The organism is Rheinheimera sp. (genome assembly GCF_030690345.1).
GTDB lineage: Bacteria > Pseudomonadota > Gammaproteobacteria > Enterobacterales > Alteromonadaceae > Alishewanella.
This window is the reverse complement of sequence record NZ_JAUYGV010000006.1, coordinates 776,976-802,234: the sequence shown is the minus strand read 5'-3', so window position 1 is coordinate 802,234 and position 25,259 is coordinate 776,976. Positions and strand designations below refer to the sequence as shown.

Here is a 25,259-nt window from a genome sequence, read left to right as displayed (position 1 = left end):
CGTACAACCCAGGGTGTCATGGCCGGTGTGAAATCAGCGTGAAGTGAAAAATCAGGCAGAAAAAAGGCGCCACAGCGGCGCCTTAACAGTGATTTTGTGCGTTAACTCAACCAGCCGCTTAAGGTCAAAATGGCGGTAAAGGCCAGGAAGAACAGCATATTGCGTTTGGCTAACTGCACCATATAGCTGCTGTCTTCCAGGGTATTTAAGCTCTCTGCCGGCAGCGGCTCTGCTGCGGTAGCAACATCCACCACCACTTGTTCGTTGTTGGCGGTAAAATCGAGGAAGTACCCCAGCAGCGCGGTAGAGGCGCGGGAGAAATGCCCCACCAGCGCAAAACCCAAACCAAACAACCGTGCCGGAAACCACAGCGCCCAGTGCGCAGTACAGTGTACAGCTTTGTTATCTTCGCCCAGACAAACGGCATAGTCGGCGGCATGCTCTTCCGCTACTGCTTCCTGTAAGTGGCGTACCAGCACATAGGTAATCACACCAAAGGCACCCAGCAATAAAAACCAAAACACCACAGCAGCGTAATAACGGAAGTTTAACCACACCAACAACTGGCCATAACTGCTTTGCTCACGTTGGCTGCCCATATCACTGCGTATTTGCTGCATGGTAATAAAGGCGGCTTCTTCGTCGCCCCGTTCCATCGCATTTAAGTATTGCTTATACAGCTGCCGGTAATGCCAGCAGCCAATGGCTACCAACAACACCAGAGTGTTAACCACCAGGCTGACCAAATGGTTATTCAGCAAGCACAGCAGCAACATTACCACGCCGCCTGGCAACGCCAACCACAGGTATTGGCCTAAGTTGTGCGATGACAACTTGTGCAATGCCGAGCCGGCGGTAAAACGCACATAGGCACGGCAATAGCGGCTGGCTTGCCAGGCATCGCTGCGCACAGCTAAGCGCTCAATAATTAACGCCAGCAGCATACTGATTAATGTCATTTAGAAAACTCCTTTATCGCGCTTTTTATCCCACTCTACTATCGTACTGCGGTAGCGCATCCAGTCAAACGCGATGCCGGGGTCGGTTTTACGCCCGGGCGCAATATCACAATGGCCCACTATACGCTGTGGCGTAATAGCCGGATGTTGCTGCATTAAAAAATAAGTCAGCTTAATAAGGCTCTGATATTGCTGCTCAGTATAAGGCAAATTGTCGGTGCCTTCTAACTCAATACCAATGGAAAAATCGTTGCAACGCTCGCGGCCGGCAAACTGGCTAACCCCGGCATGCCAGGCGCGCTTAGCAAAAGGTACATAATTGAAAATACGGCCGTCACGCCAAATTACGCAGTGCGCCGACACCCTAAGCCCGGCTAAGCCAGCAAAAGTTGAATGTACGCTGCAATCTAAGCTGCCCATAAACAGCGCGTCGACAAAGCTTTGCTCAGGCACAGCGGCAAATTCAGCGGCCGGCAGGCTGATATTGTGGATCACCAACAGGCTGATGCTCTCGCCCTCAGGGCGGGCATCACAGTGCGGGCTGGGCCGCAGTAACATAGCGGGAGATTCGACGCTCATCAGAAATTTTGCCTTTGTACGGCGGTGTCAGTAAGCTATGCGCTATTGTCACTGCCGGAGGCTGTTAATGCAAGCGCCTGAACCATCAAACAAATATGGTAAGACCTTTGCCATCATTGCCTGGCTTATTTTAATGGCACTGCTGTTTGTGTTTTTTCAGGACACCATCAGCAAACAGCTTAATCCGAACCAGCAACTGCGCAGTGTGCAAGGCAGCGCTGGCGAAACCCGCACCGTGCTTATCCGTAACAAAAGCGGCCACTATGTCGGCACCTTGCTGGTAAATAACCAACCGGTAGATTTTATGCTGGACACCGGCGCTACCACAGTGGCCATTGCCGCTGCGACGGCAGAAAAACTCGGCCTGCCGTTTGGTACGGCTATCAAAGTCAACACCGCCAACGGCATCGCCGATGCCTGGCGCAGCCGTATCGACCGCTTACAGCTGGGTGATATAGTGCTGCATAATATTCCGGCCAGCATAGTGCCCGGTTTAAACAGTGGCGGGGGCGGCACTGAGATATTATTGGGCATGAGTGCGCTTAAACAGTTAGAATTCCACCAACAAGGCAACCAGCTTACGCTGATCCAGCGCAACTAACTTTTACATACGGCTGTTTTACCAAAGGCTATAGCAAATACTATGCATACTAACTTTTCTACCTTACTGCAACAGGAAATAATCCGCGCGGTGTCTAATGCTCTGGCAGAAGACTTGGGCTTTTTGCCATTGGCAGAGGGCGACATTACGGCATCTTTGATTCCCCAAGCGCAACAGGCCAGCGCAACCATTATTACCCGCGAAGATTGCGTGGTATGCGGCACCGCCTTTGCTGATGAAGTGTTTCGCCAATTGGGCAACGAGGTAAGCATTAACTGGCAGGTAAAGGACGGCGACAAAGTAGCCGCCAACAGCCAGCTGTGCCGCTTAACCGGCCCGGCGCGTATTCTGCTTACCGGCGAGCGCACCGCGCTTAACTTTTTACAGCTGTTAAGCGCCACCGCCACCACTACCGCTTACTATGTGCAGTTTTTACACGGCAGCAACACCAAATTGTTAGATACCCGTAAAACCCTGCCGGGCTTGCGCTTTGCGCAAAAGTACGCGGTAACAACCGGCGGCGGTAAAAACCACCGCATCGGCTTGTTTGATGCCTTTTTAATTAAAGAAAACCATATCGCCGCGGCCGGCTCTATTGCCAATGCCGTGGCAACAGCGCGGCAGAATTTTCCCGGCAAACCGGTAGAAGTAGAAACCGAAAACCTGGCCGAGCTGCAACAAGCGCTTAACGCCGGCGCCGACATTATTATGCTGGACAACTTTAGCCTGGCCGATATTAACCAGGCGGTGGCGCTCAATAACGGCAAGGCCAAACTGGAAGTGTCCGGCAATATTACCAGCGAGCGCTTAAGCGAACTGGCCGCCACCGGAGTCGATTATATTTCCAGCGGCGCGCTAACCAAACATGTGCAAGCCATTGATTTATCTATGCGGCTAAATATTCAGTAGCAAAACAGCAACTCGTCTGACGTCTGGCGGTTAAACTTCTGCTACAGTGGGCCTGTCTCAAGGAACGAGACAAGCCAGCAGGAATACTTCATGCAATTAACCGGTAGCGTAGTTTTTTGGCGTGACGACAAAGGCTTCGGCTTTGTGTTGTGCCAGCAAACGCAGCAAAAACTGTTTTTTCATATCCGCGATCAAACCGGCACTAGCGGCCGGCCGCAAAATGGCGATCAGCTGCATTTCAGTCAGGCAAAAGATAAGCGCGGCCGTGACATTGCAGCGCCCTGGCGCCTGAGTAGCACCAAAACCGCAACCCAAACCGCGGCCCAAAACACAGCCACAGCCGTCAATATTCGCCACAGCCCCAAACCGACAGACAACAGCATTCACTATGCCAACCAACTGGCGTTGTTGTTTCGTATTGCCTTTCTTATCGCCGTGCTGGCGGCATTACTATTCGGCCAACTGCCCTATGTGCTGCCGCTGCTGTATTTAGAGGCCAGCATTTTTACCTACTGGCTGTACAAAGCCGACAAAGAAGCCGCCATTGCCCGGCATGGCAACCGGCTGGCAGAACAAAGCCTGCAGTTATTTGCGCTAATCGGCGGCTGGCCGGGCGCTTACCTGGCGCAGCGCCAATTGGCGCACAAGCGCAGCAAGCTGTCGTTCCGGCGAGAATTCGGCTTTGTTATCCTCGGCAACGCCTTGTTAGTTAGCTGGCTGCTATCGCCCTGGGGTGAGCAATTTCTAGCCCGCATGGCATTGTGGGCTGGCTAGCCTGAGAAGTTGACGGTATCTCAATTGAGATACATACTTAACATCTTTAGCAAGATAAAAGGTAACAATATGGCCAGTTCAATGTTACATGTACGGGTAGATGATGCGTTAAAAGCCGACGCAGCAGCCAAATTAGCTAATGCTGGTTTAACTGTGTCAGATGCGGTGCGTATTTTACTCACCCGAATTTCAAAAGAAGGGGGCTTGCCGCCCGGCCTTATTGCCGACGCTCCAGCCTACGACACTTGGTTTAAAGCCAAGGTTCAGGAAGCGCTTAACGATACCTCGGCAACTTTGCCTCATACAACCGTAATGGATGAAGTTCAGGCGCTGATCGACCGCAAACGCCATGCTAAAGCTTAATTGGAAAACAGCTGCACGGGCAGATTTACTCGCCATTGTCGATTACATCTCAGATGATAACCCCGATGCGGCACAGCAGCTTAAAAACGAAATTGAAGCCAAAACTGTAAGGCTACTAACGCATCCTCAGCTGTATCGTATAGGCAGAGTGCCGGGCACCAGAGAAATGGTGGCCCATGCAAATTATGTTGTGGTGTATACAGAGTCCGACACAGCCATTACGGTTCTGCGCGTGTTACACGCCGCCCAACAATGGCCTTAACCCCCGCATCTTTCTTAATCCATATGTTGCCCGGCCGGCTAAAACTGCCGAAAAAAACCGCAAACACCTGCTAAACTGAATGCGCTGGTTGGCGCCTCAGTAACGATAAACGGCATTCAGATTTATTGCAGAAAAAATTAGAGCAACTTAACTAGTACTTTTATACTATACAGCTTGCAGCAAAACCGCTCAATTACCAGGCAAATAGCGTTAAAAAGCAGTAATTTAGGTAAATGCGATGGAATTACTAACATTTCGCTTGCGCCATTTGTAAAAATGCTCAAAATAACACCCAGCCTACAGGGCTAAATAAAAATCAGGAGAAGTTGAAATGACTAATATGAAACGTGTACAACAAGGTTTTACCTTAATTGAACTGTTAATCGTTATCGCGATTATCGGTATCTTAGCTGCTGTGGCTATTCCACAGTATCAATCTTATACAGCAGGCGGTGCAGTAACCTCTTGCTATAAAGAAATTAAGAACGGCGAAGCTGGTTTTGAGTTTCTGGTAAGCCAAGGTACCGCTATAACACCAGCAACTGGTACTACGGCATTAGCCGATGTAAACGTACCAAATGCTCAAGCATGTATTGAGCACGCTTTAGCAGTAGACTCTATTTCAGGCACAGTTCGCGGCAATCCATCTGTAAATGGTGCTGTTATCACGTTAGACCGTAATCCTGCAGACGGCGTGTGGACTTGTGAAATAAACACTGCGGCCGTTACTGGCGATTGGTTGGCGTCTGCTACACCACGTGGTTGTACTGTTATTTAATTAGTTTTACTTATAAAAAGCCCGCTTCGCGGGCTTTTTTATTGAGTAAGATCTTATTCTAACTATTCCATACCTCAGTTAAACTTGAATAAACCGCCCTAAGTGGCATAATCAGTTAACTTTATTTCAGTCTTATCAGCAAAATCAGGATGTTTGCGCTTAATGGCCGTAACTACCACTTCTACTCTATTTAAACGCCTGGTGCAGCTGGGCATTCTTAATGGCGACCTGGCCACTAAAGCTATTACCGATAAGGGCAGCCAGTTTAAAAACCTGCCTGAACTGCTGATAAACGAAAAACTAATCAGTCCGGAAGAGTTAGCTCGTGCTGCCGCCGGCATTAGCCAGGCCATTAGTATGGACCTGGAACATTACGACGTTATCAGCGTTCCGGAAGATTTACGCAACGAAAAGCTGATCCGCAAAACCGATATGCTGCCGCTGGGTAAACGCGGCCGCAATATGTACCTGGCCGTGGTAGACCCCACCAATATTCAGACCATTGAAGACTTTGAATTTAACACCGGCTTAAACGCCGAAGTGGTAGTGGTCGAATACGATAAGCTGCATAAGCTGATTGACAAGCTGTTTGATAACAACCTGGGCGGCGATTTTGATAACAGCGACTGGGATTTAGGCTCAATGGGCATAACCCAGGACGACGACGAAGACGGCGCCGGGGTGCAGGTTGATAAAGAAGACCAGCCGATTATAGCCTTTATTAATAAAATGCTGCTGGACGCTATCCGCAAGGGCGCATCAGACTTACACTTTGAGCCGTACGAAAAAACCTACCGCATTCGCTTTCGTATCGACGGTATTTTGCATGAAGTTGCCAGCCCGCCGGTGGCATTATCTACCCGGTTGTCAGCACGGTTAAAAGTAATGTCACGGCTCGATATCGCCGAAAAACGCGTGCCGCAAGATGGTCGTATTAAGCTGAAGTTATCGGCAAAAAAATCCATCGACTTTCGTGTCAGTACCTTGCCCACCTTGTGGGGCGAAAAAATTGTAATGCGTATTCTGGATTCTGACAGCGCTATGCTCGGCATTGACGTGCTGGGCTATGAAGAACACCAGAAGCAACTGTATCTGCAAGCTTTAGCACAGCCGCAAGGCATGATTTTAGTTACCGGCCCCACCGGCTCGGGTAAAACGGTATCGCTGTATACCGGTTTAGCTATTTTAAATACCACCGAAACCAATATTTCCACCGCCGAAGACCCGGTAGAGATTAACCTGCCGGGCGTTAACCAGGTGCAGGTTAACCCGCGCGCCGGCTTAACCTTTGCCTCGGCATTAAAATCGTTTTTACGCCAGGACCCGGACGTAGTAATGGTGGGTGAAATACGGGATTTAGAAACTGCCGAAATTGCCATTAAAGCGGCGCAAACCGGCCATTTGGTATTATCTACCCTGCACACTAACTCGGCGCCGGAAACTTTAACACGGCTATTAAATATGGGCGTGCCATCATACAACGTGGCCAGCTCGGTATCGCTGATTATTGCCCAGCGGCTGGCACGGCGCTTATGCAGTCACTGCAAACAACAAGAACATTTACCCGAAGTAGAGCTGTTAAAACAAGGCTTTACTGCTGAACAGCTACCCACGGTTAAAGTATTTAAACCAGTGGGCTGCGACCATTGCACTAACGGCTATAAAGGCCGCGTCGGTATTTACGAAGTCATGCCGGTAAGCGGTGTTATGGCCGAGATTATTATGCAGGGCGGTAACTCGCTGGATATTGCTACCCAGGCACAAAAAGAAGGTGTAAATAACCTGCGCCAGTCCGGTTTAATTAAAGCAGCCGCTGGCTTAACCAGTCTGGCAGAAGTAAACCGGGTAACCAAGGGCTAAACACTGTGTTTAGTGTTGAATTTATAGTTTTGCGTGTTAGCTGATATAACATTTTTATCATTGCGCCCAAGCGCAGCAACAGGAAACCATTATGGCTCAGGCACAACAAATTAAAATAAAAGAGCTGGAAGCATTTACTTATAAAGGTGTAAACCGGCGCGGTAAAAAAGTCGACGGTGAAATTAAAGGCACCAGCATCGCCGAAGTAAAGGCGCTGCTGCGCCAACAGGGCATTACCCCATCCGGGGTAAAGAAAAAGCCGAAATCCTTATTTGGTGATGGTAAGAAAATTACCGCACTGGATATTGCCATAGTTACCCGCCAGCTGGCTACTATGCTCGGTGCCGGCGTACCGCTGGTGCAGTCTATTGACTTAATTGCCAACGGTTCGGAAAACAATAGTTTGCGCAGCCTGATGCAGAAAATCTCAGTTAAAGTGCAAGCCGGTTTACCGTTATCTGAAACCTTACGCGAACACCCGAAGTACTTTGATGAGCTGTATTGTGACCTGGTTAAATCAGGCGAAGCGTCCGGCGCCCTGGATCAAATTTTTGACAGGTTGGCTATTTATAAAGAAAAGTCCGAAGCATTAAAGTCAAAAATTAAAAAAGCCATGTTTTATCCCACTGCTGTTTTAGTAATTGCCTCTATTGTTACCTCTGTTTTACTTGTCTTTGTCGTACCGCAGTTTGCCGACATATTCAAAGGCTTTGGTGCAGAGTTACCGGCCTTTACCCAATTTGTTATGAACATTTCTGAGGTATTGCAAGAATATTGGTGGTTAGTGCTGGCGGCTATTATCGCCATTTTTATTACTGTTAAAAAGCTGTATGCCAGCAATCTTAAATTCCGGACCGCTGCTGATGGCCTGCTTCTGAAACTCCCGGTGCTTGGCGCCATTCTCAATAAGTCTGCCGTTGCGCGTTACGCCAGAACCTTATCAACCACTTTCGCTGCCGGGGTACCTTTGATCGAAGCTCTGGAATCAGCTGCAGGGGCATCAGGTAATGAAATATACAAAAATGCAATTTTGTTTGTCCGTGAGGAAGTTTCCTCAGGCAACCAAATGTATTTAGCAATGAAACAAACTGACCAATTCCCTGATATGGTTGTACAAATGGTCTCTATTGGTGAAGAGTCGGGATCTTTAGACAGTATGTTGTCTAAAGTTGCCAACATTTACGAGCAAGAAGTCGATGACGCAGTAGATGGTTTAACCGCCTTGCTGGAACCGGTAATAATGGCGGTACTTGGCGTACTTATTGGCGGCCTTATCGTTGCGATGTATTTACCAATATTCTCACTTGGTTCGGTAGTAGGGTAATTATGTCCGAAGTGTCTTTGCTTTTTATTACGTACCCAACTCTTTTTATCGTTGCCACGGCATTGTTAAGCCTGATTATCGGCAGCTTTTTAAATGTACTGATTTACCGCCTGCCCAAGATGATGGAAAACGAGTGGCAGCAGGAATATCAGGCTTATTTTCAGCCCGACAGCAATACAGCGCCGGCAACTAAGTTTAACCTGGCCGTGCCACGCTCGGCTTGCACGGCTTGTAATGCACCGGTGTTGGCGCGCGATAACGTTCCGCTGCTGAGCTGGCTGCTGCTAAAAGGCAAATGCCGCAGCTGCAGCGCGCCGATAAGCCCGCGGTATCCGCTGGTTGAAACCCTCACTGCGGTGTTGTCTGCCGTGGTAGCAGCTAAATTAGGTTTTGGTTGGCCGGCTGCCTTGCTGATAGTGCTGACCTGGGGCCTGATAGCGCTAACCTTTATTGATATTGATAAAATGCTGCTACCGGATCAGCTTACCTTGCCATTGCTGTGGCTGGTGCTGTTGTTCAGCCTGACTGATTCAGCCTTTGTTAATCCGGCCCAGGCTATTGTCGGGGCCGCTGCCGGTTACCTGAGCTTATGGAGTGTATACTGGCTGTTTAAACTGCTGACCGGCAAAGAAGGTATGGGCTACGGCGATTTTAAATTGCTGGCTATTTTCGGTGCTTTACTGGGTTGGCAGCAGTTGCCGCTGATTATTTTACTATCCTCTGCGGTGGGCGCTGTAGTTGGTGTAACCCTGATAACAGTGCAGGGCAAAAGCAAAGCTACTCCTATTCCGTTTGGACCTTATATTGCTGCGGCCGGCTGGATTGCTATGCTGTGGGGCACACAGATAACAAACAGCTATCTGCGTTATCTTGGCCTGTAACCGGTGTCGCGCTACATTGTTGGCCTTACCGGTGGCATAGGTTGTGGTAAAAGCACCGTAACCGCCATGTTTGCAGATTTGGGCGTACAGTATGTTGATGCCGACATTGTTGCCCGTGAGGTGGTAATGCCGGGCACCGCTTGCCTTAACGCCATTTGCCGGCATTTCGGTGACAGTATTTTGCAAAGCAATGGTGAACTGGACCGCGCCGCCTTGCGACAACGCATATTCAGCAACAATGCAGATAAAAGCTGGCTGGAGCAATTATTACACCCGGCAATACGCCAACAGCTGCTGCAACAGTTAGCTGCCCTGACATCGCCTTACGCGCTGTTAGTAGCGCCGTTGTTGCTGGAGAATAAGCTACAGCAGTATGTACAACGCGTACTGGTGATAGATTTGCCCGAGAGCTTACAGTTAAGCCGGGCTGCCGCGCGTGATAACGCCGGTGAGATACAGATAAAAGCCATTATGGCGGCGCAGCTAAGCCGTAACGAGCGGCTGAAACTGGCCGATGACATTATTACCAACGACAGCAGTATTGCTGATTTAACGCCGCAAGTTGCCGCCCTGCACCAACGTTATTTGCAGCTGGCACAGGCGCACTAAGCCGGCAAGCTGTTGCAACAGGGTGTGAAACCGCAACGCGATGACAGAACTTACCTACGAACATCCGCTTAACGAAAAACTGCGTACTTACCTGCGACTGGAACATTTGCTGGCTCAGCTGCAACAGCTGAAGGCCCTGGCGGAGCAGTGGCAACAACAAGCCTTCTTTAACGGCCTGTTCGACTTAATCGAAGTGTTAGACCGCAACGATGTGCGGCCGGATCTGATTAAAGACACCGAACGCTGCGAAACCGCACTGGTAGCCTGGGCTAAGCACCCTTCGGTATCCGATGACAAATTAAAGCCGGTATTACAACAGGCGGTTAAGCTGCAAAGCGATTTGCTGCGCAGCGGCAAGTTTGTTGGTAACTTAAAAGAAGATAAGTTTTTAGCTCCACTGCGCCAGCGCTTTTCTATTCCGGGCGGCACCTGCTTTTTTGACGTGCCACAACTGCACTACTGGTTTAACCTGCCGCTGCAAGAGCGCCAACATATGGCTACCGCCTGGTGCGCCGAGTTTAATTTATTGCAGCAGGCCTTAAGTTTCGTGCTGGGCTTTAGCCGCGAAAAAGGCCAGTTCCAGGAGCTGGTGGCACAAAACGGCTTTTATCAAAGCAACACCGAACAACATGAGTTACTGCGCATCCGCTATCCGCTGGAAGCCGGCGTGTACCCCACTGTAAGTGGCAACAAGTACCGTTATGCCATACGCTTTATGCAATTGAGCGATGACAGCGGCCGTAGCAACAGCGCAGAGGATATCAGCTTTAAACTGGCCTGCTGTTAATACTGGTAATTTACGCAACCCTGGTTAAACTACGCGGCAAACAGGCCACGGCCTGTACTGATAAAACTTACAGCTGTAATTAACCGCAGATGGCAAAACCTGCGCGGTGTTGCTGTGCGGCTGAACCCGGAGACTAACTATGAACGTAAAATGCCCCACCTGCGATAAAGCGGTAGTCTGGTCGGCTGCATCCCCCTTCCGGCCATTTTGCTCTGAACGTTGCAAACTAATTGATTTGGGCGACTGGGCAGCAGAGAACCACCGCATACCGGACAAAGCACCGATAGACGCCGCGCTGTCAGAGCAATATTTAGCCGAGCTGGAGCAGGAGTTTATCGCGCAGGATAATGAGTTTTTTAAGCACTAACACCTTTAGCAAAATACTGCAGCAGAGCCGGCAACACTAGCGTGCGGCAAACTGCTGCTGAATACGCTGCACTATCGGCTGGTTAGCATCGGGGAATTCAATACTACCAAGCTCTGCTATATCGACCCAACGCAGTGGCTGGCCTTCACGGCCATGCGGCTCGCCGTCAAAAGCAGTTACCAACCAGATGTCCAGCAGTACAGTTTTTTCCGGATAAGCGTACTCTAACTGCATAAAGGCGCTGCTTTGTGTCACGTTAATGGCCACCTCTTCCTGCAGCTCACGGTTAAGCGCCTGCGCCACAGTTTCACCCGCCTCTACTTTGCCACCGGGAAACTCCCATTTACCGCCCTGATGCTGCTTGCTGCTGCGTAGCGCCAGTAAAATACTCTGGCCCTGCAGTATAACGCCGACGGCGACATGAATAACCTTGTGCTGCATTTTACCTCCAAAAACGACAAAGCCAGCCTAAGCTGACTTTGTCTTAACCTACACCGGTGCTTAAACCAGTTTACCGTGGCACTGCTTGTACTTTTTGCCCGAGCCACAAGGGCAGGCATCATTACGGCCTATTTTGTCCTGGTCGCGGAACACAGGGCCACGCGGCGCATCGGCCGGCACTTCACCACCCACATGCTCAGCTTCAGCATGCTGATAATCGTGTGGCACCGCATCAGCTTTACGGCGCTGCTGTTCTACCGCTTCAACATCTTCTGCTGCCCGCACCTGCACGCGGCTTAATATGCCCACCACGTCTACTTTCAGGTTTTCCAGCATGGTTGAAAACAGCTCGAAGGCTTCGCGCTTATATTCCTGTTTCGGATTCTTTTGCGCATAACCGCGCAGGTTAATGCCCTGGCGCAAGTGATCCATTGCCGCAAGATGCTCTTTCCAGTGCGTATCCAGGCTTTGCAACATAATGGCTTTTTCAAACTGACGCAGCACCTGCGGGCCAACCATCTGCTCTTTATGGCTGTAGGCTTGCTCCACTTCCTGCTGAATGCGCTCGCGCAGCTTTTCTTCAAACAGTTTTTTATCGTCCGCCAGCCACTGCACTATGGTCAGCTCAAGGTTAAAATCGGCCTTTAAACGCTGCTCTAAACCCGGCACATCCCACATTTCATCTAACGACTGCGGCGGAATATATTGGCTGATCACACCGTCAATCACATCGGTGCGAATAGCGCTGATGGTTTCACTGATGTCAGTGGCATCCAGCAACTCGTTACGTTGCTCGTACACCACTTTACGTTGATCGTTAGCAACATCGTCAAATTCCAGCAGTTGCTTACGAATATCAAAGTTGCGTGCTTCTACTTTACGCTGGGCGTTTTCAATGGCGCGGCTCACCCAGGGGTGTTCTATGGCTTCGCCTTTTTCCATGCCGAGGCGGCGCATCATCGCAGCCATACGGTCTGAGGCGAAAATACGCATTAAGGCATCGTCCAGCGACAGATAGAAACGGCTTGAACCCGGATCACCCTGACGACCGGAGCGGCCACGCAGCTGGTTATCAATACGGCGCGATTCGTGCCGCTCAGTACCGATAATATGTAAGCCACCAGCCGTAATTACCGCATCATGCCGTACTTGCCAATCCGCTTTTGCTTTAGCGATTTGCTCTGCAATTGCCTCAGCGCCCAGCGCGGCCAGTTCCGCCTGTAAGCTGCCACCCAGCACAATATCAGTACCACGACCGGCCATATTGGTGGCAATGGTTACTGTGCCACTTTGGCCGGCCTGGGCAATAATTTGCGCTTCGTTGGCGTGGAACTTGGCGTTTAACACCTGATGTTTAATTTTGGCTTTGTTTAATAAACCGGATAAATACTCTGAGCTCTCAATTGAGGCGGTACCCACCAACACCGGCCGGCCGGCATCACGGGTTTTGACGATATCGTCAATAATGGCCTGATACTTATCTTCTGCGTTTAAATACACCAGATCGGCCATATCGTCACGTACCATAGGCTGGTTAGTTGGCACTACGATAGTTTCCAGGCCATAAATTTGCTGAAATTCAAAGGCTTCAGTATCGGCTGTACCTGTCATACCCGACAGTTTGTCGTACAGGCGGAAATAATTCTGGAAGGTAATAGAGGCTAGCGTCTGGTTTTCGTTCTGAATGCGCACGCCTTCTTTGGCTTCTACCGCCTGGTGCAGGCCTTCAGACCAACGCCGGCCTTCCATGGTACGGCCGGTGTGTTCATCAACAATAATAATCTCGCCGTCTTTTACCACGTAGTCCACGTCGCGTTTAAACAGCTGGTGCGCGCGTAAAGCGGCATACACATGGTGCAACAGGGTAATATTGGCAGCAGAGAACAGGGTGTCGTGCTCGCCTATCATGCCGTGCTCGCGCAGCATGTCTTCAACTTTGATCTGGCCTTGCTCGGTTAAATAAACCTGGCGGGCTTTTTCATCCACGGTAAAGTGGCCATCGCCGTGCGCGCCCTCTTCGTCTTCTTTTTCCTGCTTCACCAGTTGTGGTACCAGCAGGTTAATTTGTTTGTACAGCTCTGAGCTGTCTTCTGCCGGGCCGGAGATAATCAGTGGCGTGCGGGCTTCGTCGATTAAAATAGAATCGACTTCATCGATAATGGCAAAGGCCTGATCGCGCTGTACGCGGTCCTGCGGTGAAAACGCCATATTGTCGCGCAGGTAATCAAAGCCAAACTCATTGTTAGTGCCGTAGGTAATATCGGCAGCATAGGCTTTTTGTTTGTCCGGGTGCGCCATACCAGGCACATTAACGCCCACTGTCATACCTAAAAAGGCAAACAGCGGCTCGTTAGTTTGCGCATCACGCCGTGCCAGGTAATCGTTTACGGTAATAACATGCACACCGTTACCGCTTAGCGCATTTAAGTACGCCGGCAAGGTCGCGGTTAGGGTTTTACCTTCACCGGTACGCATTTCGGAAATTTTGCCCTGGTGCAATACCATACCGCCCAGCAACTGGACGTCGAAGTGCCGCATATCAAATACGCGCTTACTGGCTTCGCGCACGGTAGCAAAAGCCTGTGGCAGGATGTCATCCAGGCTGCTGCCGCCGGCAAGCAGCTGTTTAAATTCGGCGGTTTTCTGTTGCAGCTGGTCGTCGGATAAGGCGGCGAACTCTGCCTCTAACGCATTGATCTGCTGTACTTGTTTTTCTAATTTTTTTAAGAAGCGGTCGTTGCGGCTACCAAATAATTTGGTAAAAAGTTTTCCAAACATTATCCAAATACCATGTTAAGTTAAAACTGCAGTGCAGCCCCGGCGGTGCTAAGCCCGGCCGGTAAAAAGTATCAACGTCTCAGCATATTACGCCAGATATGGTGCCCGATGCTAACGCTTTCAAGGTGTAACATTCTCTGTATTGGCAGAAGCTGCTACACTGCGCGAATAAACCACATGCTGCAGGTGCACAAGGCGATGGCCCGATATACCCATAAACCTCTGGATATCAGCAAAGTGCTGTCGCACAGCAGCCTGGCGTCACAACAGCAACAGGTAGGCCTGGTGCAACAGTTAAACAAAGTGCTGGCAGAGGTGTTACAACTGGAGCAACTCAGCTTTTGTCAGGTTAGCTGTATCCGCGATGGCCGGGCGGTGATCTTATGTGCCTCGGCGCCCTGGCTAACCCGGTTAAAAATGCAGCGCGACGCCATTCTAGACAATTTTCGCCGAAAAATCTTGCCTGATTTAGCCGGAATTGAGATAGAAGCTTCGCCAAACGGCCAGATTAACAAGCTAAATGTGCCGGTGGCAGAAAAAAACAGCCATCAATTATCAGAGCAAGCGGCGCTTAGCTTAAGAGCTGCAGCACAAGGCAGCGAGGGCGCATTAAAACAGGCGCTGTTAAAGCTGGCAGAAAACGCTGAGCGTAAAAAAGTCTGAACCGCAACAACACAAAACCCGGTAAAAACCGGGCTCTGTTTGCTACTCTTTGTTTGTTACTGCTACTAAATCAGGCTAATTGTGGTGCCAGATACGAAATCGGCATTTTAGCTTTATCTTCAAAGCTGACAAACTCCCAGTTTTCCTGGTTAGCCAATACCGCACACAGCAATTGGTTATTCAATGCATGGCCGGTTTTAAAGGCTTTAAACTCACCCAAAATACTGTAGCCGGCCATATATAAATCGCCGATAGCATCCAGAATTTTGTGTTTAATAAATTCATCTTCGTAGCGTAAACCGTCCTGGTTCAGCACACGGTATTCGTCCAGCACTACAGCGTTATCAAAACTGCCGCCCAGCGCCAGATTATTTGCCCGCAGGTACTCTACTTCATGCAAAAAACCGAAAGTACGCGCACGGCTGATATCTTTAATAAAACCGGCGGCGGAGAAATCCAGCTGCATATGCTGCGTGGTTTCAGCAATTACCGGGTGATCAAATTCAATAGCGAAATCAATTTTAAAACCGTGGTGCGGCTTAAATTCGGCCCATTTATCGCCATCTTCTACCCGCACGGTTTTCTTAATACGGATAAACTTTTTCGCCTGGCGCTGCTCTGCTACGCCGGCTTCGAGCAATAAATACACAAACGGATTGGCACTGCCATCCATAATAGGAATTTCAGCTGAGTCAACTTCGATCATTAAATTGTCGATACCCAGACCGGCGATGGCCGCCATCAGGTGCTCAGTGGTAGATAAACGCACGCCATTTTCGTTAATTAAACAAGTACACATCACGGTATCACCTACTAATTCAGGTGCTACTTTGAAGTCGACCACAGGATCGAGATCAACACGACGGAACACGATACCCGTGTTGTCCGGCGCAGGTCGGAGAGTAAGCGTAACCTTTTCGCCTTTGTGCAATCCCACTCCGATGGAGCTGACTGTTTTGCCGATGGTACGTTGTTTAATCATCATGTCTTCCTGCTCAATTAATAAGCAATGTCAAAATGGCGGCGAAGCATAGCATAACGTGGCAATTATGCCAAATTCCACTGAACAGCAGCTTAACCCTGCTGACGGCGCAAAGCCCGGCCAGAGAGCCAACTAAGTATAAACTTAATCGGCTTGTTTGCGTAAAAACGCCGGAATATCAAAAATATCGATATTCGCTTTGCTCTCTGGTTGTGCCTGTGACTTGCTCAGCGCAACTTGCTCTTGCTTCACGGTTTGCGTCTCATGTTGTGGCTGCAGCGCAGCACCACCCTGAGTTCCGTAAAACGGCTTTTGCGGTTCTACCGGCGCTCTGCCATGTACCAGGCTGATATCCGGACGACGATCGGCACCAATACCGGTAGCAACTACAGTAACACGCAGTTCATCGTGCATATTAGGGTCAATAACAGCACCCACTACTACAGTGGCATTTTCTGAAGCGAAAGCTTTGACGGCATTACCGACAATTTCAAACTCTTCAATGCTGATATCTAACCCGGCAGTAATGTTAACCAGAATACCCTTAGCACCGGATAAATCAATATCTTCCAGCAATGGGCTGGAAATAGCCTGCTCGGCAGCTTCTTCAGCGCGATCCGGGCCACTGGCACGGCCGCTGCCCATCATGGCGGTACCCATTTCTGACATTACGGTACGTACGTCAGCAAAGTCGACGTTGATCAAACCCGGCCGGGTAATCAGTTCAGCAATACCCTGTACCGCGCCTAACAGCACGTTGTTGGCCGCTTTAAAAGCGTCCAGCAAGCTGGTGCCTTTACCCAGTACTTTTAACAGCTTGTCGTTCGGGATAGTGATCAGCGAGTCAACATGCTTGCTCAGTTCCAAAATACCTTCGTCGGCATAAGCAGTACGCTTTTTGCCTTCAAACGGGAACGGCTTGGTAACTACCGCTACCGTTAAAATACCCAGTTCACGCGCCACTTCGGCCACGATTGGCGCTGCCCCGGTACCGGTACCACCACCCATGCCGGCCGCGATAAAAATCATATCCGCGCCCTGCAGGGTTTTCTTGATGGTTTCGCGGTCTTCTTCCGCCGAACGACGGCCGATTTCCGGGTTAGCCCCGGCACCTAAGCCTTTGGTAACATTAGCGCCTAATTGCAGCGTAATGTTAGCCGATGAATTACGCAGTGCCTGGGCGTCGGTATTGGCCGCCACAAACTCTACACCTTCGATATTGCTGGCAACCATATATTCGACAGCGTTACCGCCACCGCCACCAACACCTATCACTTTAATAACAGCTTCTTCGCTGTGGTTTTCCATTAACTCAAACATAGCTCTCTCTCCGTTTCTACGCTTACTAACTTAAAATTCGCCTTTGAACCAGCTGCTGATCCGTTTGACGAAGCTGCTTACTGAATCGCGCACATCAACTGCTTTTTTCTGCTGTGTGCGTGCATCCTTTCCGTACAGTAACAAGCCCACCACACTGGCGTAGGCCGGATCCTGCACATATTCTTTTAAACCGGTGACATGCATAGGCGCACCTACGCGCACCGGCATTTGGAAAATATCTTCGGCAAATTCCACCGCGCCTTCCATCTTAGCGGTGCCGCCGGTCAGTACCACGCCGGCAGCAATTTGCTCTTCCAAACCACTGCTGCGGATTTCTTCCAACACCAGCTCAAATAATTCCTGATAACGCGGTTCAACCACTTCAGCCAGGGTATGACGCGACATTGACCGCGCCGGCCGCCCGCCGACACTGGGCACTTCAATACTTTCTTCTTTACCTACCATGCTGCGCAGTGCACAGGCGTACTGCACTTTAATCTCTTCCGCGTGGCTTATCGGTGTGCGGAAGATCTTGGCGATATCGCTGGTGACCTGATTACCGGCCACCGGAATAACCGCGGTATGACGCAGTGCGCCATTGGTGTAAATGGCCAGGTCTATAGTGCCGCCGCCCATATCCACCACACAGACACCCAGCTCTTTTTCATCGTCGGTTAACACGGCAAAGCTGGACGCCAGCGCAGTAAAAATCAGCTGATCTACTTGCAGACCACAGCGCTCAACGCACTTTTCAATGTTCTTCGCCATGTCATTGGCGCAGGTAATAATGTGCGCCCTGGCTTCCATTCTTACCCCTGACATACCAACCGGGCTTTTAATGCCTTCCTGCATATCGACCGAGAATTCCTGCGGCAGTACATGCAACATGCGCCGCTCAGCCGAGATAGGCACCGATTTGGCGGCATGGATCACATTAGCCACATCGTCTGCCGTCACTTCAGTGTCGTTAATCGGCACCATGCCACTTTCGTTCTGGCAACGGATATGTTTACCGGTAATACCGAGGTAAACCGACGACACGCGGCAATCGGCCATCAACTCGGCTTCGTCTATTGCGCGCTGTACCGCCTGCACCACCAGGTTAAGATCGTTAACACCGCCCTTGTCCATGCCGCGCGAGACGTGGGTGCCCACGCCGACAATGCTCAGCCGGTCATCTGCAGTGATCTCGCCTACTACCGCTTTAATGCGTGCGGTGCCTATATCCAGGCCGACAATCAGGTCCCGTTCTAACGACTTAGTCATGCTTTTCTCTTTTGTTCAGTGCTGTAACGCACCGCTATGCCGGTGTCGTAGCGCAGATCGACTTCTGCTACGGCGTCGGCTTTATGTTTACTGATCACCGGATACAGCTCTATAAAGCGCTGCAGCCGTTTCAAGGTATCGTCACGGCCCAGCTGTAACGCTATGCCATTGCTCAGCTTTAGCTGCCAGGAAAAACGCTCGGTCAGGCCAAGCGCTACGGCATTAAATTTATGCAGGGCCAATAAGCCCTGCATATGGCGGAACATGGTCAGGGCATCCTGCTGGCTGCCTTGCGGGCCGGTTAGCTGTGGCAGTTCCGTTTTCAGCTGCTGTAAGGGTGCTTCAAAAATATCACCCTGTTGATTAAGTAATTGCTGCTGATTCCACACTGCTACCGGCTGTTGTTCTGTTACAACCACAACCAGGGCGTCAGGCCATTGTTTGCGCACGGCCACCTGATACACCCAGGGTTGCTGCAACAGGAACTGCTGCACCTGATCCACATTCACGCTAAAAAAGTTACCCACATACTGCTGCTGTAAGGTTTGATGCAGCTGCGTGGCGTTAATATGATGAAAATCACCGTATAAGCGCACCTGGCGTACCGGGGCACTTTGTTGCCCCTGTACCCAATCTGCTATCTTTAGCCCTGCCCATAACAACGCCAGCAGCGCCACAATAAAAAACACCACACCGGCGTAAAACGCCGGGCGTTGTTTAAATTGCAGTGTTGGCCAGCGTAGTTGCATACTCAGTTACCGCCCTCTGTCTGGGTTAAAATGGCCAGCACTAACTGGCCAAAGCTCATTCCGGCAGCTTTTGCCGCCATCGGCACCAGTGACTTTTCTGTCATACCTGGCACGGTATTCACTTCCAGCAAAAAGTGTTGGCCGCTTTGGTCCAGCATAATGTCGACACGGCCCCACCCTGATGCGCCTACGGCGTTAAAGGCTTTCAGTGCCGTATCTTGCATCGCTGCGGTTTGCTCTGCGCTTAATGGCGCCGGGCATAAGTATTCAGTACTGCTGGCCTGGTACTTGGCTTCATAGTCATAAAAAGCGCGTGGTGTGCGCATTTCCACTACCGGCAATACCTGACCATTTAAAATGGCTACGGTAAACTCGCGCCCGTCAATCCAGCGCTCTACCAAAATTTCACTGTCGTATTTCAGCGCAGCGCGAATAGCCTGCTCCAACTCTGCTGCTGTGCTGGCCGCGCTCATACCAATACTGGAGCCTTCATTGGCCGGCTTCACCATCACCTTGCCACCTAAAGTAGCCAGTAAGCCGGCAAAATCGGTGTCGTTACTGTGCACTACAGCAAAAGGTGCAGTAGGCAATTGCTGCGCCTGAAACAGCCACTTGCAGCGGATTTTATCCATGGCCAGTGCCGAGCCCAGCACGCCGCTGCCGGTATACGGCAAGCCCAGCTGTTGTAATGCGCCCTGCATAGTGCCGTCTTCACCGCCGCGGCCATGCAACACAATAAACACCCGCTGCGCGCCCATATTACCCAGCTCTGCAAGCGACTGTGTCTGCGGGTCAAACGCCACCGCGTCTACTCCGGCGTCCAGCAGTGCTTTGAGCACTGCATTACCGGAGCGCAGTGATACCTCACGCTCGGCCGATACACCGCCAAACATTACGGCGACTTTAGCCAAAGCATTCACCTGACTACTCATGCTTTATCTCCTGCACTGGCTTTTAATTGGTCAATATTCAGCTGCATTGCGGCCAGCTTTTTTACCAGGGCGCCAATATTACCGGCCCCCTGGGTTAACAGCACATCACCATCCTGCAGCACGTCTGCCAGCGCCGGTGCCAGTTCAGCTGGTTCGGCGATATACACGGGGTCCAGGCTGCCACGGGCACGGATAGAGCGGCATAAATTACGGCTGTCGGCGCCGGCAATAGCGGTTTCGCCTGCAGGATAAACTTCAAGCAGCAGTAACTTATCTACGCCGGACAACACTCTGGTGAAATCGTCATACAAGTCACGGGTGCGGCTGTAACGGTGCGGCTGATACGCCATCACCAAACGCCGCTCCGGCCAGGCTGCACGTACTGCGGCTATGGTTACCGCCACCTCAGTCGGGTGATGGCCATAGTCGTCCAGCAACAGCACTTTACCGTTGCCGGTATCAAACTCGCCGTACTGCTGAAAGCGGCGGCCTATACCTTCAAATTTATGTAAGGCTGCCAGTATCGCCTGCTCACTGATACCTTCGTCCAGCGCCAGCGCAAAGGCCGCCGTGGCATTTAACGCATTGTGTTTGCCGGGTAAATTCAGTGCCACTTCACGCTGATTGCCGTTGCCGTCGCCACTGGTATTGTCGGTAATGACAAACCGGCTTTGGGTGCCGTTTTGGTTAAATTCGCTGATAACAAAATCGGCATCTTCGCTAAAACCGTAGGTCAGCACGGTGCGGCCAATTTGCGGGATCAGTGCGCGCAGCACCGGGTCATCAATACACACCACGGCAATGCCGTAAAACGGCAGGTTATGGCAGAACTCCAGATAGGTGGCTTTGAGCTTCTCAAAGTCGCCCTGGTAAGTGTCCATATGATCGGCTTCAATATTAGTGATCACCGTTGCCAGCGGCTGCAAATGCAGGAAAGACGCATCGCTTTCATCCGCTTCAGCAATTAAATAGCGCCCGGCACCGAGGCGGGCGTTAGAGCCGGCAGAATTGAGCAAACCGCCAATTACAAAGGTCGGGTCAGTGCCGGCTTCGGCAAAAATTGACGCCAGTAAGCTGGTGGTCGTGGTTTTACCATGGGTGCCGGCCACGGCAATACCATGGCGAAAGCGCATCAGCTCACCAAGCATTTCAGCGCGGCGCACTACCGGAATACGTAATTCGCGGGCAGCGGCCACTTCCGGGTTGGCGGTATTAATAGCACTGGACACCACCACCACACTGGCACCGTCAATATAAGCGGCATCGTGGCCAAAACACACTTTGGCGCCAAGGGTTATCAGGCGTTCGGTTACTGCATTAGGGGCAATATCAGAGCCGGATACGTTATAACCTTCGTTTACCAATACCTCGGCAATACCACCCATGCCGGCGCCGCCGATACCGACGAAATGAATGCGTTCTACGCGGCGCATGGCCAGTTTTTTCTGTTGCGGTGTACTAATCATAACTGCTGTCCTGTTACTGTCTGACCGACTGTCTGCTGACACAACGCCACTACCTGCGCGGTCGCCTGGTCTAAAGCACAGGTCCGCGCTTTGGCGGCCATATGCTGTAATGCTGTTTTACTTTGCAGCCACTGTTGTAACAGCGGCAACAAGCTATGTTCGTTTAAATCGCGCTGGGCAAATTGTAAGGCTGCGCCGTGCTGTGTTAACCAACGCGCATTAGCGCTTTGGTGATCGTCAATGGCGCCCGGCAACGGCACAAACACTGCCGCCACACCGGCACAAGCCAGTTCGCTGACAGTAGAGGCGCCGGCGCGGCAAATCACTACATCGGCCCAGGCATACGCCGCGGCCATATCGTCAATAAAAGCACTGACCTCTACCCGCAAATTGTCGCACGCCAGTGCCTGATAGGCCTGCGCCGTTGGCAGCTCTGCCGCCTTGCCGGTTTGATGGCGCACATGCAGCGCCCCCTGTAGCGCCGCTTTGGCAAATACTGCCGGCAAGGTGTCGTTCAGCACCTTTGCGCCAAGGCTGCCACCTACAACCAGCAGCTTTAAGCTGCCGTCATAGTTATGCCGGGCTGCGACATTAATAATCTCTGCCCGCACCGGATTGCCTACCAGCTGCTGTTTAGCATGGCCGGCAAAAGCCGCCGGAAAAGCCACCAGCACTTTCTCTGCCAACACCGCCAGCAAGCGATTGGTACTGCCGGCAACGGCGTTTTGCTCATGAATAAGCAACGGCACGCGCTTTAACCAGGCTGCTACACCACCCGGGCCACTGGCATAACCGCCAAAACCCAGCACCAGATCCGGCTGCACAGTGTTAATTACTTTACGTGCCTGCCACACCGACTTAAGCAGCATCCACGGCGCTTTTATAAGTGAAAACAGGCTCTTGCCACGCAGCCCGGCCACATCTATGGCATGGAACGGCCAGCCGAATTGCGGCACTAAGCTCGCTTCCATTCGCGTGGCGGTGCCCAGCCAGTGAACTTGCCAACCAGCCTCACTCAGGGCGCTGGCCACGGCCTTGGCCGGGAAAATATGGCCCCCGGTACCGCCGGCCATAATCAGAATGCGCGGTTTAGTCATGCCGGCCTCCGCTAATGGCTTGCTTGCCGTTCAGGCGCACTTCAAAGTCGATGCGCAGCAATAAGGCCGCAGCAACCAACATAATAATTAAGCTACTGCCGCCGGAGCTGACAAAAGGCAACGTTAAACCTTTGGTTGGCAAGGCGCCGGTGGCAACACCGATATTGACCGCTGATTGAAAGCCGATCCAAATTGCCAGCGCATAGGCCAGAAAACCATGGAAACTCATACTCTTTGTTAATGCGCGCTGGCCAATCCACAGCGCACGGTACACCAGCAGAAATATCAGCCCGAGTAACAGCGCTACACCGGCAAAACCGGTTTCTTCGGCGATCACCGCCAGAATAAAATCGGTGTGCGCTTCAGGCAGGTATTCCAGCTTTTGTATGCTGTTACCCAGCCCCTGGCCAAACCAGCCACCGCGGCCAAACGCCATCAGCGATTGCGTAAGCTGATAGCCGCTGCCAAACGGATCGGCCCAGGGGTCAAGAAACGCCGTTACCCGTTTCCAGCGGTATTCGCTGTAAACAATCAGCACACCTATCGCCATCAGGCCGGTAAAAATCAGCGCAAAAAACTGCCATAACTTAGCGCCGGCTAAAAACAGCAATGCTACCGCCGTGGCGAACATTACAATTACGGTGCCTAAATCCGGCTGCATTAGCAGCAGCACGGCAAACGCAAACAGCACCAGCAAGGGTTTAACAAAACCTTTTAAGTTTTCCCGTACTTCTTCATGGCGCCGCACCAGATAGCTGGACAGATAGACAAAGAAGAACAACTTAGCCGGCTCTGCCGCCTGCAGGCCGATGGGGCCTATCGACAACCAGCGGGTGCTGCCGTTGACGTTGCGACCAAACAACAACACCGCGACCAGCAGCGCCAACGCAGCGAACAACAGCAACATATTGCTGTTGTGCCACCACTGCACCGGAATATTCAGCACCACCAGCGCAGCAGAAAAGCCCAGCGCCAGATACACCAGATGGCGAATAGTAAAATGCAGCTCATTGTCATGAATACGCGCGGCAACCGGCACTGAGGCGCTGGTTACCATCACTACGCCTACCGCCAGAATTAACAGCAGCAAGGTTAAAAACAATTTGTCATAGGCGGCGCCGTCATCGGCACGCCACCAGTTATTTAAACCCTGCAACGGGTTTTGCCAAAAGCTCAGTGCCAGTTGCTTCATAGCACCTCCGCCTTCACGGCTGCCGCGAATTGCTCGCCGCGGTCGGCATAGCTTTTAAACATATCGAGGCTGGCGCAGGCCGGCGATAACAACACCATATCGCCCGGTGCTGCCAGTTTGGCGGCAACCTTTACCGCTTCTTGCAGGCTTTTCACCTGAATACTGCCGGCTTTTAAAGCTGCTATCGCCGGGCCATCCTGCCCCAGGGTGATCAATTGCTGCACGTCGCGCTGCAGTACGCTGCTTAGCTCACGCACGTCAGCACCTTTAGCATCGCCACCGGCAATCAGGATCAGCTTGCCGCTGACACCGGGCCGCAGGCCGGCAATGGCCGCCAAAGTAGCACCGATATTGGTAGCTTTGGAGTCGTTAATCCAGCGCACAGCGTGTTTTTCTGCCACTAAGCTGCAGCGGTGTGGCAATGACACAAACTGCTGCAACGCGCTAACCAGGCCTTCACGGCTGGCACCGGCTGCCAGCGCCAAAGCACAGGCCACCAGGGCATTAAATTCGTTATGGGCGCCAAACAGCGTCATGTCATTAACCGGCAGCAAGGGCTCGCCGGCTACTTTTAACCAGCGCTGGCCGTTGTGCTCAGCAATACCGTAGTCAGAGTCTGCTAATTTAATGCCCAGCGTATGTTCTGCCTGCTCGGGCGTGGTAGCAGCATCATCCAGATTAAACACCGCTAACTGCGTATGCTGGTACACCCGCTGCTTAGAGGCGGCATAGGCGGCCATACCGGCATAACGGTCTAAATGATCGGCACTGATATTCAGAATACAAGCCGCCACACTGTGCAGGCTGTTAGTGGTATCCAGCTGAAAGCTCGACAGCTCCAGCACAAACACATCAATATCCGGCTGTGCCAGCGCATCCAGCACCGGCAAGCCGATATTACCGGCCGCCAGGGCTTTAATGCCGCTGCATTTGAGCATCGCTTCTACCAGCATGGTCACGGTAGACTTACCGTTAGAGCCTGTAATGGCCACCACAGCCTTGCTGTTAAAGCGGGCAAACAACTCGACATCACCCATCAGCATGGCGCCCTGGGCCACCGCAAAGCGGATCGCCGGGTGGGTAGGCGACAAGCCCGGGCTCAGCACGATTATATCCATTTTCGCCAGCCGGTTAGCGTCGAGCTCACCTAAATAGATACCATCGACTTTTTCCGCGGCAATCTGCTCTATGCCAGCCGGCTTGCTGCGGCTGTCCATCAGCACCGGCTTAATGCCTTTGCTTAGTAAAAAACGCACTGTGGCCAGACCCGACAGGCCCAGCCCCACTACAGCAATGCGTTTTTTCGCTAAACTTTGCATC

General features: G+C 51.5%; 26 protein-coding genes. 13 read left to right on the top strand and 13 right to left on the bottom strand.

Features of this window, described 5'->3' with window-relative positions:
- Nucleotides 1-101: 101 nt before the first annotated feature.
- A complete protein-coding gene (gene ampE, locus Q8O77_RS08225; RefSeq protein WP_305552373.1) occupies nucleotides 102-959 on the bottom strand; it encodes a regulatory signaling modulator protein AmpE in 858 nt (285 codons plus the stop codon).
- The gene (gene ampD / locus Q8O77_RS08220; protein WP_305552372.1) at nucleotides 960-1,538 is read right to left on the bottom strand and encodes a 1,6-anhydro-N-acetylmuramyl-L-alanine amidase AmpD; all 579 of its coding nucleotides are present in this window, start codon (nucleotides 1,536-1,538) and stop codon (nucleotides 960-962) included.
- 67 nt (nucleotides 1,539-1,605) lie between these two features.
- Between ampD and Q8O77_RS08215 the strand changes: the two genes are divergently transcribed.
- From Q8O77_RS08215 to yacG, 12 genes are all read left to right on the top strand, one after another.
- The gene (locus Q8O77_RS08215; protein ID WP_305552371.1) at nucleotides 1,606-2,139 is read left to right on the top strand and encodes a TIGR02281 family clan AA aspartic protease; all 534 of its coding nucleotides are present in this window, start codon (nucleotides 1,606-1,608) and stop codon (nucleotides 2,137-2,139) included.
- A gap of 42 nt (nucleotides 2,140-2,181) precedes the next feature.
- Complete coding sequence (gene nadC / locus Q8O77_RS08210) at nucleotides 2,182-3,048, top strand: carboxylating nicotinate-nucleotide diphosphorylase (RefSeq protein ID WP_305552370.1); 867 nt, start codon at nucleotides 2,182-2,184, stop codon at nucleotides 3,046-3,048.
- A gap of 90 nt (nucleotides 3,049-3,138) precedes the next feature.
- The gene (locus Q8O77_RS08205; protein WP_305552369.1) at nucleotides 3,139-3,822 is read left to right on the top strand and encodes a cold shock and DUF1294 domain-containing protein; all 684 of its coding nucleotides are present in this window, start codon (nucleotides 3,139-3,141) and stop codon (nucleotides 3,820-3,822) included.
- Nucleotides 3,823-3,891: 69 nt separating this feature from the next.
- Nucleotides 3,892-4,185: a type II toxin-antitoxin system RelB/DinJ family antitoxin gene (locus Q8O77_RS08200; protein ID WP_305552368.1), complete on the top strand. Its 294-nt coding sequence runs from the start codon at nucleotides 3,892-3,894 to the stop codon at nucleotides 4,183-4,185.
- Nucleotides 4,172-4,447, top strand: coding sequence for a type II toxin-antitoxin system RelE/ParE family toxin (locus Q8O77_RS08195; protein WP_305552367.1), 276 nt, complete (start codon nucleotides 4,172-4,174; stop codon nucleotides 4,445-4,447). The genes Q8O77_RS08200 and Q8O77_RS08195 overlap by 14 nt, the downstream gene beginning before the upstream one ends.
- A 331-nt stretch (nucleotides 4,448-4,778) precedes the next feature.
- Nucleotides 4,779-5,225 (top strand): prepilin-type N-terminal cleavage/methylation domain-containing protein, encoded by a 447-nt coding sequence (locus tag Q8O77_RS08190; RefSeq protein ID WP_305552366.1) that lies wholly within the window; start codon nucleotides 4,779-4,781, stop codon nucleotides 5,223-5,225.
- Nucleotides 5,226-5,387: 162 nt separating this feature from the next.
- Nucleotides 5,388-7,085: a type IV-A pilus assembly ATPase PilB gene (gene pilB / locus Q8O77_RS08185; RefSeq protein ID WP_305552365.1), complete on the top strand. Its 1,698-nt coding sequence runs from the start codon at nucleotides 5,388-5,390 to the stop codon at nucleotides 7,083-7,085.
- A gap of 91 nt (nucleotides 7,086-7,176) precedes the next feature.
- On the top strand, nucleotides 7,177-8,409 hold the full coding sequence (locus Q8O77_RS08180) for a type II secretion system F family protein (RefSeq protein WP_305552364.1): 1,233 nt from the start codon (nucleotides 7,177-7,179) through the stop codon (nucleotides 8,407-8,409).
- Between the two features lie 2 nt (nucleotides 8,410-8,411).
- Nucleotides 8,412-9,290 carry an A24 family peptidase gene (locus tag Q8O77_RS08175; RefSeq protein WP_305552363.1) on the top strand — a complete coding sequence of 293 codons (879 nt, stop codon included), beginning with the start codon at nucleotides 8,412-8,414 and terminating at the stop codon, nucleotides 9,288-9,290.
- 3 nt (nucleotides 9,291-9,293) lie between these two features.
- The gene (gene coaE / locus Q8O77_RS08170; protein ID WP_305552362.1) at nucleotides 9,294-9,899 is read left to right on the top strand and encodes a dephospho-CoA kinase; all 606 of its coding nucleotides are present in this window, start codon (nucleotides 9,294-9,296) and stop codon (nucleotides 9,897-9,899) included.
- Between the two features lie 40 nt (nucleotides 9,900-9,939).
- Nucleotides 9,940-10,686: a cell division protein ZapD gene (gene zapD, locus Q8O77_RS08165; protein ID WP_305552361.1), complete on the top strand. Its 747-nt coding sequence runs from the start codon at nucleotides 9,940-9,942 to the stop codon at nucleotides 10,684-10,686.
- 139 nt (nucleotides 10,687-10,825) lie between these two features.
- Entirely contained in the window at nucleotides 10,826-11,053 is a 228-nt protein-coding gene (gene yacG, locus Q8O77_RS08160) for a DNA gyrase inhibitor YacG (RefSeq protein WP_305552360.1), read from the top strand.
- Between the two features lie 36 nt (nucleotides 11,054-11,089).
- On the opposite strand, the gene mutT is transcribed toward yacG, so the two are convergent.
- Entirely contained in the window at nucleotides 11,090-11,494 is a 405-nt protein-coding gene (mutT, locus tag Q8O77_RS08155; protein WP_305552359.1) for an 8-oxo-dGTP diphosphatase MutT, read from the bottom strand.
- Nucleotides 11,495-11,554: 60 nt separating this feature from the next.
- The gene (secA, locus tag Q8O77_RS08150) at nucleotides 11,555-14,272 is read right to left on the bottom strand and encodes a preprotein translocase subunit SecA (protein WP_305552358.1); all 2,718 of its coding nucleotides are present in this window, start codon (nucleotides 14,270-14,272) and stop codon (nucleotides 11,555-11,557) included.
- A 198-nt stretch (nucleotides 14,273-14,470) separates the two neighbouring features.
- On the opposite strand from secA, the gene Q8O77_RS08145 reads away from it, so the two are divergent.
- A complete protein-coding gene (locus Q8O77_RS08145) occupies nucleotides 14,471-14,935 on the top strand; it encodes a DciA family protein (RefSeq protein ID WP_305552357.1) in 465 nt (154 codons plus the stop codon).
- A gap of 70 nt (nucleotides 14,936-15,005) precedes the next feature.
- Here Q8O77_RS08145 and lpxC read toward each other — a convergent pair whose 3' ends face one another.
- The 9 genes from lpxC to murD form a co-directional block, all read right to left on the bottom strand.
- Entirely contained in the window at nucleotides 15,006-15,917 is a 912-nt protein-coding gene (gene lpxC / locus Q8O77_RS08140; RefSeq protein WP_305552846.1) for a UDP-3-O-acyl-N-acetylglucosamine deacetylase, read from the bottom strand.
- Nucleotides 15,918-16,061: 144 nt separating this feature from the next.
- Nucleotides 16,062-17,237: a cell division protein FtsZ gene (ftsZ, locus tag Q8O77_RS08135; RefSeq protein ID WP_305552356.1), complete on the bottom strand. Its 1,176-nt coding sequence runs from the start codon at nucleotides 17,235-17,237 to the stop codon at nucleotides 16,062-16,064.
- Between the two features lie 30 nt (nucleotides 17,238-17,267).
- Nucleotides 17,268-18,503: a cell division protein FtsA gene (gene ftsA, locus Q8O77_RS08130; RefSeq protein ID WP_305552355.1), complete on the bottom strand. Its 1,236-nt coding sequence runs from the start codon at nucleotides 18,501-18,503 to the stop codon at nucleotides 17,268-17,270.
- Nucleotides 18,500-19,252, bottom strand: coding sequence for a cell division protein FtsQ/DivIB (locus Q8O77_RS08125; RefSeq protein ID WP_305552354.1), 753 nt, complete (start codon nucleotides 19,250-19,252; stop codon nucleotides 18,500-18,502). The genes ftsA and Q8O77_RS08125 overlap by 4 nt, the downstream gene beginning before the upstream one ends.
- A gap of 2 nt (nucleotides 19,253-19,254) precedes the next feature.
- Complete coding sequence (locus Q8O77_RS08120; protein ID WP_305552353.1) at nucleotides 19,255-20,184, bottom strand: D-alanine--D-alanine ligase; 930 nt, start codon at nucleotides 20,182-20,184, stop codon at nucleotides 19,255-19,257.
- The gene (gene murC, locus Q8O77_RS08115; protein ID WP_305552352.1) at nucleotides 20,181-21,650 is read right to left on the bottom strand and encodes a UDP-N-acetylmuramate--L-alanine ligase; all 1,470 of its coding nucleotides are present in this window, start codon (nucleotides 21,648-21,650) and stop codon (nucleotides 20,181-20,183) included. The genes Q8O77_RS08120 and murC overlap by 4 nt, the downstream gene beginning before the upstream one ends.
- Entirely contained in the window at nucleotides 21,647-22,747 is a 1,101-nt protein-coding gene (gene murG / locus Q8O77_RS08110) for an undecaprenyldiphospho-muramoylpentapeptide beta-N-acetylglucosaminyltransferase (protein ID WP_305552351.1), read from the bottom strand. Before murG ends, murC begins: the two co-directional genes overlap by 4 nt.
- Nucleotides 22,740-23,939, bottom strand: coding sequence for a putative lipid II flippase FtsW (ftsW, locus tag Q8O77_RS08105; protein ID WP_305552350.1), 1,200 nt, complete (start codon nucleotides 23,937-23,939; stop codon nucleotides 22,740-22,742). Before ftsW ends, murG begins: the two co-directional genes overlap by 8 nt.
- Entirely contained in the window at nucleotides 23,936-25,258 is a 1,323-nt protein-coding gene (murD, locus tag Q8O77_RS08100; protein ID WP_305552349.1) for a UDP-N-acetylmuramoyl-L-alanine--D-glutamate ligase, read from the bottom strand. The genes ftsW and murD overlap by 4 nt, the downstream gene beginning before the upstream one ends.
- Nucleotide 25,259: the final 1 nt, after the last annotated feature.